This window comes from Mesorhizobium sp. M7A.F.Ca.AU.001.01.1.1 (assembly GCF_004022735.1).
Classification (GTDB): domain Bacteria; phylum Pseudomonadota; class Alphaproteobacteria; order Rhizobiales; family Rhizobiaceae; genus Mesorhizobium; species Mesorhizobium ciceri.
In genome coordinates, this window is sequence record NZ_RZPF01000122.1 from 1 (window position 1) to 11429 (window position 11429).

At 61.9% G+C, this 11429-nt stretch carries 14 protein-coding genes; 4 read left to right on the forward strand and 10 right to left on the reverse strand.

The annotated features are described in order from the left end of the window. The 8 genes from EN884_RS10235 to EN884_RS10270 all read right to left on the reverse strand — a co-directional run. The coding region (locus tag EN884_RS10235; protein WP_164894963.1) for a DUF72 domain-containing protein at positions 1–556 on the reverse strand (556 nt) is incomplete at its 3' end. A gap of 26 nt (positions 557–582) precedes the next feature. Continuing rightward, on the reverse strand, positions 583–1053 hold the full coding sequence (locus EN884_RS10240) for a GNAT family N-acetyltransferase (RefSeq protein ID WP_063167931.1): 471 nt from the start codon (positions 1051–1053) through the stop codon (positions 583–585). Positions 1054–1083: 30 nt separating this feature from the next. Beyond that, complete coding sequence (gene uvrA, locus EN884_RS10245; RefSeq protein WP_063167932.1) at positions 1084–4005, reverse strand: excinuclease ABC subunit UvrA; 2922 nt, start codon at positions 4003–4005, stop codon at positions 1084–1086. A 692-nt stretch (positions 4006–4697) separates the two neighbouring features. Next, entirely contained in the window at positions 4698–4994 is a 297-nt protein-coding gene (locus tag EN884_RS10250) for a hypothetical protein (RefSeq protein WP_063167933.1), read from the reverse strand. Between the two features lie 88 nt (positions 4995–5082). Further along, entirely contained in the window at positions 5083–5688 is a 606-nt protein-coding gene (locus EN884_RS10255) for an ATP-dependent Clp protease proteolytic subunit (RefSeq protein WP_063167934.1), read from the reverse strand. Positions 5689–5708: 20 nt separating this feature from the next. Further along, entirely contained in the window at positions 5709–6200 is a 492-nt protein-coding gene (locus EN884_RS10260) for an SRPBCC domain-containing protein (protein WP_063167935.1), read from the reverse strand. Beyond that, the gene (locus EN884_RS10265; RefSeq protein ID WP_013531836.1) at positions 6197–6511 is read right to left on the reverse strand and encodes a metalloregulator ArsR/SmtB family transcription factor; all 315 of its coding nucleotides are present in this window, start codon (positions 6509–6511) and stop codon (positions 6197–6199) included. The genes EN884_RS10260 and EN884_RS10265 overlap by 4 nt, the downstream gene beginning before the upstream one ends. A gap of 44 nt (positions 6512–6555) precedes the next feature. Continuing rightward, positions 6556–6975 (reverse strand): cupin domain-containing protein, encoded by a 420-nt coding sequence (locus EN884_RS10270; protein WP_013531835.1) that lies wholly within the window; start codon positions 6973–6975, stop codon positions 6556–6558. 183 nt (positions 6976–7158) lie between these two features. Here EN884_RS10270 and EN884_RS10275 point away from each other — a divergent pair, with 183 nt between their 5' ends. Together EN884_RS10275 and EN884_RS10280 are read left to right on the forward strand one after the other, a co-directional pair. Continuing rightward, positions 7159–7680, forward strand: a complete 522-nt coding sequence (locus tag EN884_RS10275) for a single-stranded DNA-binding protein (RefSeq protein ID WP_063167936.1) — start codon at positions 7159–7161, stop codon at positions 7678–7680. A 135-nt stretch (positions 7681–7815) separates the two neighbouring features. Further along, entirely contained in the window at positions 7816–8241 is a 426-nt protein-coding gene (locus EN884_RS10280) for an OsmC family protein (RefSeq protein WP_063167937.1), read from the forward strand. 33 nt (positions 8242–8274) lie between these two features. Here EN884_RS10280 and EN884_RS10285 read toward each other — a convergent pair whose 3' ends face one another. Then, entirely contained in the window at positions 8275–8904 is a 630-nt protein-coding gene (locus tag EN884_RS10285; protein ID WP_013531832.1) for a MarC family protein, read from the reverse strand. Between the two features lie 160 nt (positions 8905–9064). Then, complete coding sequence (locus EN884_RS10290; RefSeq protein ID WP_063167938.1) at positions 9065–9595, reverse strand: hypothetical protein; 531 nt, start codon at positions 9593–9595, stop codon at positions 9065–9067. Between the two features lie 86 nt (positions 9596–9681). Between EN884_RS10290 and EN884_RS10295 the strand changes: the two genes are divergently transcribed. Further along, positions 9682–10506: an AraC family transcriptional regulator gene (locus EN884_RS10295; protein ID WP_063167939.1), complete on the forward strand. Its 825-nt coding sequence runs from the start codon at positions 9682–9684 to the stop codon at positions 10504–10506. Between the two features lie 221 nt (positions 10507–10727). Continuing rightward, on the forward strand, positions 10728–11429 hold a 702-nt coding region (locus EN884_RS10300; RefSeq protein WP_281034824.1), incomplete at its 3' end, for a DNA gyrase subunit A.

The following is an 11429-nucleotide window of genomic DNA, read 5'->3' on the forward strand; positions in this document are numbered from 1 at the left end:
CGGCGGTGATGTCGGCGATATCAGGATAGTTGGCATGGTCGGCGTAGACGATGGCGGCCTTGTATTTTCGGGCAAGTGCTGCGAATTCCGGCACGACAAAACTGTCGTTGCGGACTTCGAGCGCATGGCGCAGCGCAACGCCGTCCTGCTTTTCCGGGAGCAGCTTCAGGAAGGCTTCGAAATCGTCCGGATCGAATTTCTTGGTCGGTGCGAACTGCCACAGGATCGGCCCGAGCTTTTCGCCGAGCGCCGCCACGCCGGAGCCAAGAAAGCGCATCATCGATTCGCCGGCCTCGCCCAGCACGCGCCGGTTGGTGACGAAGCGGTTGCCCTTCAGCGAATAGACAAAGCCGTCCGGCGCCTCGCTGGCCCATTTGACGAAGGTCGGCTCCTTGAAGCTGGAATAGTAAGTGCCGTTGACCTCGATGCTCGGCACCTGGCGAGTGGCGTAGTTCAACTGCTTGGCCTTGGGAAGCTTGTCGGGATAGAAGGACGTATCCCAGGGTTCGAAGGTCCAGCCGCCCATGCCGGCGCGGATTGTTCCCGATGTGCTCATTGTCATCCTCCCAATGCAGAAAAAGATCAGGCCGCGGTGATCTGATCGACGGTTTTGGCCATGTCGACGAGCACCCATCCTGGCCGGTAGGGATTGGGCCGGCGACCCGTTTCGTGGAAACCATAGGCAAGATAGAGCGCAATGTTCCGCTCCATCCTGGCGTTGGTGTAGAGCCGCACTTCTGGCAGACCCCAGAGATGGGTCTGCTCATCCGCGTGTTTCAGCAGCGCAATGCCGAAGCCCTTGCCTTGAAAGTCGGGGGAGACCGCGACGGAGAAGATCATCGCGTGGTCGTCATGTCGCTCCAGCGTGATCAGCCCGGCAAGCTCGCCGCCACTTTCCAGCAACCAGACCTCGCCGCGCACGATGCGCGGTGCATAGTCCTCGGTGACCGGGACCGGCGGCGCGCCGAACAGTGCGATGTAAGGCGCATAAGCCGCTTCCGTCAGCGAGACGACGGTTTGGAGATCACCGGCAAGCGCTCTTCTGATTGTCATTCAAAAGCTCTCCAGGCGCCAACCGGTCGATCACTCCGCCGCTTCGCGTTTGCCTCCGGGACGTCGCTCCAGAAGCTCCTTGAGGAACTGGCCGGTGTAGCTGCGCTTTTCGCGCACGATGGCTTCCGGCGTGCCGGAGGCGACCAGTTCGCCGCCGCCATCGCCGCCTTCGGGGCCGAGGTCGAGCACCCAGTCCGCGGTTTTTATCACTTCGAGATTGTGCTCGATGACCACCACCGTGTTGCCCTGGTCTACCAGTTCGTGCAGCACTTCCAGCAGTTTGGCAACGTCGTGGAAATGCAGGCCAGTGGTCGGCTCATCCAGGATATAGAGCGTCTTGCCGGTCGCCTTGCGCGACAGTTCCTTGGCCAGCTTGATGCGCTGCGCCTCGCCGCCGGACAGCGTTGTCGCCTGCTGGCCGATATGGATGTAGCCGAGGCCGACCTGCTTCAGCGTGTCGAGCTTGTCGCGCACGCCGGGCACGGCGGCGAAGAAATCGACGCCTTCCTCGACCGTCATGTCGAGCACGTCGGCGATCGACTTGCCCTTGAACAGGACATCGAGCGTCTCTCTGTTATAGCGCTTGCCGTGACAGACGTCGCAGGTGACGTAGACGTCGGGCAGGAAGTGCATCTCGATCTTGATGACGCCGTCGCCCTGGCAGGCCTCGCAGCGGCCGCCCTTGACGTTGAACGAAAAGCGTCCCGGCTGATAGCCGCGCGCCTTGGCCTCCGGCAGGCCAGCGAACCAGTCGCGGATCGGCGTGAAGGCGCCGGTATAGGTGGCCGGGTTTGAACGCGGTGTGCGGCCGATCGGCGACTGGTCGATGTCGATGACCTTGTCGAGGAATTCGAGGCCCTCGATGCGGTCGTGGTCGGCCGGATGTTCGCGCGAGCCCATGATGCGTCTCGAAGCGGCCTTGAACAGCGTCTCGATCAGGAAGGTCGACTTGCCGCCGCCGGACACGCCAGTGACGGCGGTGAAGGTGCCGAGTGGGATTTCGGCGGTGACGTTCTTCAGATTGTTGCCGCGCGCGCCGACGATCTTGATGCGGCGGTTCTTCTTCGCTTCACGCCGCACGCCGGGCGTCGCCACTTCGAGCGCGCCCGACAGATATTTGCCGGTGATCGAATTGGGATTGGCCATGACCTGCTGCGGCGTGCCCTGGGCGATGATCTCGCCGCCATGGATGCCGGCGGCCGGGCCCATGTCGACGACATAGTCGGCATGCAGGATGGCGTCCTCGTCATGCTCGACGACGATCACCGTGTTGCCGATGTCGCGCAGGTGCTTCAGCGTATCGAGCAGGCGCGCATTGTCGCGCTGGTGCAGGCCGATCGACGGCTCGTCCAGCACATAGAGCACGCCGGTCAGGCCGGAGCCGATCTGCGATGCCAGCCGGATGCGCTGGCTCTCGCCGCCCGACAGCGTGCCGGAATTGCGCGACAGCGTCAGATAGTCGAGCCCGACATCGTTGAGGAAGCGCAGCCGTTCACGGATTTCCTTGAGCACACGCACCGCGATTTCGTTCTGCTTGTCGTTGAGCGACGCGGGCAGGTCGGTGAACCACTGGTCGGCCTTGCGGATGGAAAGCTCGGTGACTTCGCCGATGTGCCTGCCGGCGATCTTCACCGCCAGCGACTCGGGCTTCAGCCGATAGCCCTTGCAGACCGGGCAGGGTGTGGCCGACATGAAGCGCTCGATCTCCTCGCGCATCCAGGCGGATTCGGTCTCTTTCCAGCGCCGCTCGAGATTGGGGATGACGCCTTCGAAAGTCTTCGTCGTCTTGTAGGAGCGCAGGCCGTCATCATACTGGAAGGTGATCTCGCGCTCGCCGGTGCCGCGCAGGACGGCTTCCTTGGCCTCTTCGGACAAATCCTTGAACTTGTCGCCGAGCTTGAAGCCATAGGCCTTGCCCAATGCCTCCAGCGTCTGCGCGTAATAGGGCGAGGTCGACTTCGCCCACGGGCTGACGGCGCCGTCGCGCAGCGAGATGTTTTCATCCGGCACGATCAGATTGCCGTCGATGGCGCGCTGGCTGCCGAGACCGTCGCAAGTCGGGCAGGCGCCGAACGGATTGTTGAACGAAAACAGCCGCGGTTCGATTTCCGGAATGGTGAAGCCGGAGACCGGGCAAGCGAACTTTTCCGAGAACAGGATGCGCTCATGCGTCTCGTTCTTCGACTTGTTGACCGAATCCTCGCCGGTCTGGCTGGAATCGAGCGGCTTGTCGGCGAATTCGGCGACCGCCAGCCCATCGGCCAGCTTCAGCGCCGTTTCGATGGAATCGGCAAGCCGCGTCGCGAGATCGCCGCGCACGACGATGCGGTCGACGACGACATCGAGGTCATGCTTGTACTTCTTGTCCAGCGCCGGCACGTCGGCGATCTCATAGAAGACGCCGTCGACCTTGACGCGCTGAAAGCCCTTCTTCTGCAGTTCCAGCAACTCCTTGCGGTACTCGCCTTTGCGGCCGCGCACCATCGGCGCCAGAATGAACAGGCGCGTGCCTTCCTCGATCGCCAGCACGCGGTCGACCATCTGCGAAACCGTCTGGCTCTCGATCGGCAGGCCGGTGGCCGGCGAATAGGGGATGCCGACGCGCGCAAAAAGCAGGCGCATATAGTCGTAGATCTCGGTGACGGTGCCGACCGTCGAACGCGGGTTCTTCGATGTGGTCTTCTGCTCGATGGAAATGGCAGGCGACAGGCCGTCGATCTGGTCGACGTCAGGCTTCTGCATCATTTCGAGGAATTGCCGCGCGTAGGCCGACAGGCTTTCGACGTAGCGGCGCTGGCCCTCGGCATAGATCGTGTCGAAGGCAAGCGATGACTTGCCGGACCCCGACAGGCCGGTCATGACAATCAGGCTGTCACGCGGCAGGTCGAGATCGACATTCTTCAGATTGTGTTCGCGCGCCCCGCGAATGGAAAGATATTTATGGTCGGCCATAGCCGGTCGCCGCCTCAGAATCTGGAATTTCCTGGAATGGCGGGTTTTCCCGGCCATCCCCTATGTAGGTAGTTTTGCCGCCACGTCGAGAGACGCCACAATTCCCGACAAAAGCGTTTAAGCGTCTTTCGCGTGAACGGGCAAGCGGAAAGAACAAAGGCCGAACACGCTCCTGACAAAGCTGTGCAAAAACTGACTTGTACGTAACCTCCCGGCGATCACGTTTTTCGGTAACCGGCTATTGATGGTTGACGCGGGCAACCCAGGAGCGCAGTCTCCGGAAGTCAACGAAGCCGGCCGTCTTTCGATGGCCTCGCCGCCCAAAGGCGGCCTGCGAGACGCCGCAGGCATTTGCGATTTGTGCTTCGAATTGACAACAATCGCAACGGACAGAGGAGCGGAGCTATGACGCCACCGGATCGTCCCCTAGGGTTCCAGTTGTCACTGGAGCCGCGGCAGGCATAAGTGCCAGGGTTTAGCGTCTGCGCCACCCGGCAAACCGTGACCTGCCATATCCCCTAAAAATCAGAGACTGCTAGTCGGATCGTCGGCCGAACGCCGCGGTGCATCCGAAATCAAACGCCGGCAGTACACTCCCGGCAAAGTTGGATTTGAGATCCAGAAGGCCCCGTCCGTTTGCCCAAGGCACGGCGGGGCCGTTTTATGTGGGGAACGCTCATTTCCGCGCGCACTCAGTGACGCGGCGGCCCGATCGAGTCGGCGCCGACATCGACGGTGATGCTGCCGGAAATCCTGACATCCGTATCGCCGATCTTGAATGTGCCGTTCTCGCCGGCCGGCAGCGCATCGTCCGGCTCGGGAGCCGGCTTGGCGATGCGGTAGTCGCCGGTCACGCCGGGCAGGGCGCTTTTTTGCGTCGACGGCGAACTGTCCTCTGCAAGAGCCGCGCCACTCACGAGACTGGCAAAAGCGAGCACCACGACGGCGATGACGGGGCGCAGTGGTCTGGAAGGATGAGTGTCGGTCATCCCAGGACTATAGTGGCGCGCCGCCGATGGAACCAGACCGGCATCGTCAAATCTTCGGCAGCCGGCCGGACTCCGCTCCGGCCCTGGCTTACGCCGCCTTTTTGCGCGTGTCGAAAACATGGTCGACGATGCCCCATGCCTGCGCCTCGCGGGCGGTCATGAAGTGGTCGCGGTCCAGCGTGCGCTCGACCTCTTCATAGGTACGGCCGCAATGCTGCGCGTAGAGCTCGGCCATGTGCCGTTTCGTCCTGCCGATGCGCTCGGCATGGCGCTGGATGTCGGAGGCCTGGCCCTGGAACCCGCCCAGCGGCTGATGCAGCAGGATGGTGGCGTTCGGCAGGGAAATCCGGCGCCCCGGTGTGCCTGCCATCAGCAGGAACGAGCCCATCGATGCCGCAAAGCCCATGCATACGGTCGACACCGGGCAGCTGATATATTGCATCGTGTCGTAGATGGCGAAACCACTGGTCACTACGCCGCCCGGCGAGTTGATGTAGAGCGAGATCTCCTTGTCGGGATTGTCCGATTCCAGCGACAAAAGCTGCGCGCAGACCAGCGCCGAGATGTCGTCGTTGATCTCGCCGTTGATGAAGATGATGCGCTCGCGCAGCAGCCGCGAAAAGATGTCGAAGGCGCGTTCGCCGCGGCTCGATTGCTCGATGACCATCGGCACCAGACTGGCAACACCGCTCATTTTTCTTCTCCGATTTTCTATTATGCCGCGCGCAGAAGGCGCGGTGCGTTCGCGGCGATGGGCTTTCCAATTGCGCGCAAACCGAGCGAAAGACGGCAGCCGGCGCCTGCCATGGCGATGGCCGGCATGGCCTTGCGGGCAAAACCGTCGTGGACGATGCGCAGATGCGTGCCGCCGGAAGCGGTGCGGGCAAGCGTGAAGGTGACGGTACTGTCGAGCGGATCCTGCCTGGCTGCGTCGCCCGGCTGCTCCCGCCAGGAATAGCGCAGCAACTTCTCGGGTTCGGCGTCGAGGATTTCGCATTCGATCGGCGCGCCCGTCCCGGCGAAGGCAAAACGGTTGCCGATCTCGGGTCTCATGTCGTTGGGCATCATCCAGGCGGCGAGCAATTCCGGTACGGTCAGGGCCCGCCAGACCTTTTCCGGCGGCTCGGCAAGGTCGTACTCGAACTCGAGCGCATCCGGAGAGACTTCGCGATGGCTTTCGTCGGCCATTGATCCCCTGTCGTTCATTGATCCATGTCCTTCAAAACCGCCTTCAGCCTTTCGATGCGTTCCGGCCAGAAAGTCCGGTAGCGTTCGATCCAGGAGAGCAAGGGAGCGAGCCCCTGCGGATCGGCGCGGTAATAGGCGTTGCGGCCGGCTCGCCGCTCGACCACCAGGCCTGCGCCACGCAGGACGGCCAAATGCTGCGACACCGCGGGCTGCGACACCGTCATACCGGTGCGCAATTCCGACACGCTCATCTCGCCTGCGGCTAGCCGCTCAAAGACGGCGCGGCGCGTCGGGTCGGCCAGTGCGCGAAAAATCTCTGCTTCGATCATGTCAAAAGCATAAGTGAATACTTATTGATTTGGCAAGCACTGTTTTACGAGATTGTCGGAAGCCAGCGTCTCACCATTCCGGCAGGCCCATCGAACGTCGCCTCGAAAATCGGCGACGCAAGGACGGCGTGGATGTGAAGCGTTCCAGTGCCGGCGTTCTTGAACCCGTGTTTCCTGTTCGCGGGGACAACGAGAGACTGGCCCGATGTCACGACTGTATGCTCATCGTCGATCCACATCTCAGCCCTACCGGCGATAACGGTCAGCACTTCCTCCACGGGATGCCAATGCGTTGGGGCGCCGACCGTGGGCTCGACCCATTGCTCGAATATGCAAAGTTGCGATGCACCATTGCTGGCCGACACATGCATGCGTGTTTCCACACCTGCTCGCCATTGCTCGCGCTGCTGGTCCTCATGTGCGACAGACTTCATTTGATCGCCCCCGGTCAGATCCGATTTCATGGAAATTTCCGGCCGGGACACTACATCTTGCTGACAAACATTGACAGAACGTCATCTGCACCATAGAACGAACAGGGAACAAAAACCTTGTGGGTAAAGGCAGCCACGGCAAGCGGCTGACGCCTGCAGCCTGTAAGGTGCTGCGACAAAAAAATTTGTTTCGGATGAGCGCGGAGAAATATCATGGCGGGTAGCGTCAACAAGGTCATTTTGGTCGGCAACCTCGGCGCGGATCCCGAAATCCGTCGCCTCAACTCGGGCGAGCCGGTCGTCAACATTCGCATTGCGACGTCGGAAAGCTGGCGTGACAAGAATTCCGGCGAGCGCAAGGAAAAGACCGAATGGCACAACGTCGTCATCTTCAATGAGGGCATCGCCAAGGTGGCGGAGCAGTATTTGAAGAAGGGCATGAAGGTCTATGTAGAGGGCCAGCTGCAGACGCGCAAATGGCAGGACCAGACCGGCGCCGACAAGTACACGACGGAAGTCGTGCTGCAGAAATTCCGCGGTGAGCTGCAGATGCTCGACGCGCGCGGGCAGGGTGAAGGCGGCCAAGTCGGCGGCTATGCCGGTGGCGGCAGCAGCCGTGGTTCCGATTTCGGCCAGTCCAGCCCGAGCGAAGGCTTCAATCGCAGTGGTGGCGGTGCCAAGAGCGGCGGCGGTGGCGGTTCGTCGCGCGAACTGGACGACGAAATCCCGTTCTGATCGCAACAGCAGATGTTGTTTTTGGCTTAAGTCAAACATTGCGCCCCGAGAGTCCATCATGGACTTTCGGGGTTTTGCATTGTCGAACTGAACGCCGACATGGCGATCAACGAAATATGGCGAAGGACGAGTTCGATGAAAGCACGCGTAAAATGGGTCGAGGAACGCACCTTCGTCGGCGAGTCCGGTAGCGGCCACAAACTGGTGCTGGGAACCGCGCCCGGACCGGAAGGCAGGACGCCGGGACCGAGCCCGATGGAGCTGGTGCTGATCGGCACCGGCGGCTGTTCGGCCTATGATGTCGTGCACATCCTCGAAAAGGGGCGCGACGCGGTCGAGGACTGCGTTGTCGAGCTCGAAGCCGACCGGGCGGAAACCGAACCCAGAGTGTTCACCCGCATTCATATGCATTTCGTCGTCAAGGGCAGGCAACTCTCCAGCGACAAGGTGAAACGCGCGATCGACCTTTCGATCGAAAAATATTGCTCGGCCTCCGCGATGCTTGCCAAGACCGCCACGATTACCCACGATTTCGAGGTCATCGACACGACGGCGAGATAGAGCCGGCTTTGAGATTCTCGCCGCGTCAGCCTGTCAGCCCGCTATCAGCGCCTTGATGCCGTCGGCGACGAATTGCACGGCCAGTGCTGCCAGGATGACGCCGAGCAGGCGGGTCAGGATCGAGCGGCCGGTCTGGCCGAGGATGCGGTCTATGCGTTCCGACAGCACGAACACCAGATAGGTGATGGCAAGGCAGACGAAGATGATGCCGACCAGCGCCGCCTGCGCCGCAAAGCCTTGAAAGGAACCTGAGAGCAGCACAGTTGCCGAAATGGCGCCGGGACCCGCGATCAGCGGGATTGCCAGCGGGAAGGCGGCGATGTTGTGGATCATGTCCTTGGTGATGGCGACGTCGCCGATCTTCTCCTTGCGGTCCTGCCGGCGCTCGAACACCATTTCGAAGGCGATGAAGAACAGCAGGAAACCGCCGGCGACGCGGAAAGCCGGCAGCGTGATGCCGAACACCGACAGGATCGAGGCGCCTGCAACCGCAAACAGCGCCATCACCAGGAAACCGATGATCGAGGCGCGGACGGAAACCTGCTGGCGCTCCTCGCGGTTCATGCCGCGCGTCACGGCGAGGAACAGCGGCGCCAGGCCGGGCGGATCGATGGTCACGAGAATGGTGACGAACGCGTTGAACAGGCTGTCGAAACTCGGCATCTCTGACCCTCCCGCCGGGCCGTGCCCGTACCAGGATAATTGGTAGAGCAAAGCCCGTTCGGTGGGAACTGTTCGTGAGAAAGTGGTTGATGCCGGCGAGACAGCGGAGGGCGCAAAGGGTCGCGACGCTTTTATTCCGGGCTGCTGCATTCTTCGGCGATCAAACCGCTCGGCGCGCCAGGAACTCGACCTCCAGCCGCCATGTCGCGCCATTGTCGTGCGAGCGCTCGCCCAGCCATCGGAAGGCGTTTTCGGTGATGCGTGAAAAGCCCCAGCGTACGGAGCTACCGGTGCCGTCGGCGCCCACTTGCACGATCGTGTCACCCTCGGCGCGGCCGAGCTGGCGGCTGAAATACTGGTTGGGCGGGTCGCTCCAGAAGATGTGCCAGGCATCCGCGCCGGGATCATAGACGCGCAGCGTCGTGCCATAAAAAGTCCATTTGCCGAGCGAAGGCTGGGAACCAGTGTCCCGCGCGGGCAGGATCCAGACGTCCTGGATCGCCCGGCCTTCCAGCACCCAGCCGAAATGCACCTCGCCACGCCCTGTCAGCACCGTTCCGTCCTCGAGGTGGCGCGAGGCGTCGAAAGTCCAGGCGCCGACGAAGCGGCCGTAAAGGCTCAGTTTTTCGGCAAGGCCTTCGATCGGTCCGGGGCTATGCAGGGCATCGGCAAACGAAGATTGATCGAACATGGTTGTGGCCTCTTCTTGTCAGGAGATTGGGAGGGAATAGGCGGTTACGAGGTTCTGGGCTTGGGAAAAATTGCTATATTCCGGTCATGACAGCGACCACGCATACGCTCGCATCCGGACCCGGCTGGCATGTGGCGGATGTGATCTGCACGGCTAGCGCCGGCGACCGGCCGTTCGAGGAAGCGCATCAGGATTTCTGTGTCGCCGCGGTCACCAGCGGCACGTTTCGCTACCGTGCCCAGCAAGGCACGGCGATGCTGGCGCCCGGCGCGCTCCTGCTCGGCAATCCCGGCACATGTTACGAATGCGGGCACGAGCATGGCAGCGGCGACCGTTGCCTCTCGTTCCATTTCCGGCCGTCCTACATGGAACGGATCGCGGCTGGCGTGCCGGGCGCCAGGAAGCTGGCCTTCGAGGCGGCGCTCCTGCCGCCTTTGCCGGTCCTGGCGCCACTCCTGGCCGAGGCGGAAACCGCTCGCGAGATGGCCGACATCGACGCGTTCGAGGAACTTTCCCTGCGCATGGCCGGTGCTGCCGTGGCTACAGCCTCCGGCGCTACGCATGTCAGGCGCGCGCCGAGCCGCCGCGATCAAAAACGGGTTGCCGAAGCTGTGCGGCGCATCGAACTCGATGCAGACGGGCCGGTTTCCCTTTCAGCGCTTGCCGATGGGACGGCGACCAGTCCGTATCATTTCCTGCGCATCTTCCGGCAGGTGGCGGGCATGACCCCCTACCAATTCCTGCTCAGGACGCGATTGCACAGGGCCGCGGTGCGGCTACGCATGTCGGACGATACGGTTTCCGCGATCGCTTTCGGCGCTGGCTTCAGCGATCTGTCGACCTTCAATCGTCGTTTTCGGCGGATCATGGGGCAGACGCCAAGCCAGTATCGCAGCCGCCGTGGCGCATAGGTCGTTTCTGCTTGGTGAATCGGCCCGGTGCACCGCAAAGGCAGACACGCAGGCTTTTGCGTCAGGGCGGTGAAAACCGCCTTGGCCATATCGTCGCAATCATCGGTATCCATTTGAAATTACCATCAAAAATGACACTGGAAAAGTGCCGTGAAGGTTGGAGTTTCGGGCTTGCTTCCTATATAAGCACCAAGTGATTCCTGATTAGATTGTGATCCGATTTGACCGACCAGAAGACACCGCGCGGCGCCGACGGCGGCCCCACCGGCATCGAGCCGATATCCATCGTCGAGGAGATGCAGCGCTCCTATCTCGATTACGCCATGAGCGTGATCGTCAGCCGTGCGCTGCCGGACGTGCGCGACGGCCTGAAGCCGGTGCATCGCCGCATTCTCTTCGCCGCCCATGAGAGCGGCTACCATTGGAACCGCAAATATGTGAAGTCGGCGCGTCCTGTCGCCGACGTGATGGGTAAATACCATCCGCATGGCGATGCTTCCATCTATGACGCCTTGGTGCGCATGGCGCAGGACTGGTCGTTGCGCGTTCCGTTGATCGACGGGCAGGGCAATTTCGGCTCCATCGACGGCGATCCGCCTGCGGCGATGCGCTACACGGAAGCGCGGCTGACCAAGGTCGCGCACGAGCTCCTGGAGGATATCGACAAGGATACCGTCGATTTCCAGGACACGTATGATGCTTCCGGCAGCGAACCTAAGGTTCTGCCGGCACGTTTTCCCAACCTTCTGGTCAATGGCTCGGGCGGCATCGCCGTCGGCATGGCGACCAACATCCCGCCGCACAATCTCGGTGAAGTCTGCAATGGCGCCATCGCCATCATCGACAATCCGGCGATCGACCTGCCGGCGCTTATGGAGATCATTCCGGGGCCGGATTTCCCGACCGGTGGCATCGTGCTTGGC

Excerpts from the sequence above, each read along its gene's own strand:
- EN884_RS10240 (WP_063167931.1), bottom strand. The coding sequence starts at position 1,053 with ATGACAATCAGAAGAGCGCTTGCCGGTGATCTCCAAACCGTCGTCTCG.
- uvrA (WP_063167932.1), bottom strand. The coding sequence starts at position 4,005 with ATGGCCGACCATAAATATCTTTCCATTCGCGGGGCGCGCGAACACAAT.
- EN884_RS10250 (WP_063167933.1), bottom strand. The coding sequence starts at position 4,994 with ATGACCGACACTCATCCTTCCAGACCACTGCGCCCCGTCATCGCCGTC.
- EN884_RS10255 (WP_063167934.1), bottom strand. The coding sequence starts at position 5,688 with ATGAGCGGTGTTGCCAGTCTGGTGCCGATGGTCATCGAGCAATCGAGC.
- EN884_RS10260 (WP_063167935.1), bottom strand. The coding sequence starts at position 6,200 with ATGAACGACAGGGGATCAATGGCCGACGAAAGCCATCGCGAAGTCTCT.
- EN884_RS10265 (WP_013531836.1), bottom strand. The coding sequence starts at position 6,511 with ATGATCGAAGCAGAGATTTTTCGCGCACTGGCCGACCCGACGCGCCGC.
- EN884_RS10270 (WP_013531835.1), bottom strand. The coding sequence starts at position 6,975 with ATGAAATCGGATCTGACCGGGGGCGATCAAATGAAGTCTGTCGCACAT.
- EN884_RS10275 (WP_063167936.1), top strand. The coding sequence starts at position 7,159 with ATGGCGGGTAGCGTCAACAAGGTCATTTTGGTCGGCAACCTCGGCGCG.
- EN884_RS10280 (WP_063167937.1), top strand. The coding sequence starts at position 7,816 with ATGAAAGCACGCGTAAAATGGGTCGAGGAACGCACCTTCGTCGGCGAG.
- EN884_RS10285 (WP_013531832.1), bottom strand. The coding sequence starts at position 8,904 with ATGCCGAGTTTCGACAGCCTGTTCAACGCGTTCGTCACCATTCTCGTG.
- EN884_RS10290 (WP_063167938.1), bottom strand. The coding sequence starts at position 9,595 with ATGTTCGATCAATCTTCGTTTGCCGATGCCCTGCATAGCCCCGGACCG.
- EN884_RS10295 (WP_063167939.1), top strand. The coding sequence starts at position 9,682 with ATGACAGCGACCACGCATACGCTCGCATCCGGACCCGGCTGGCATGTG.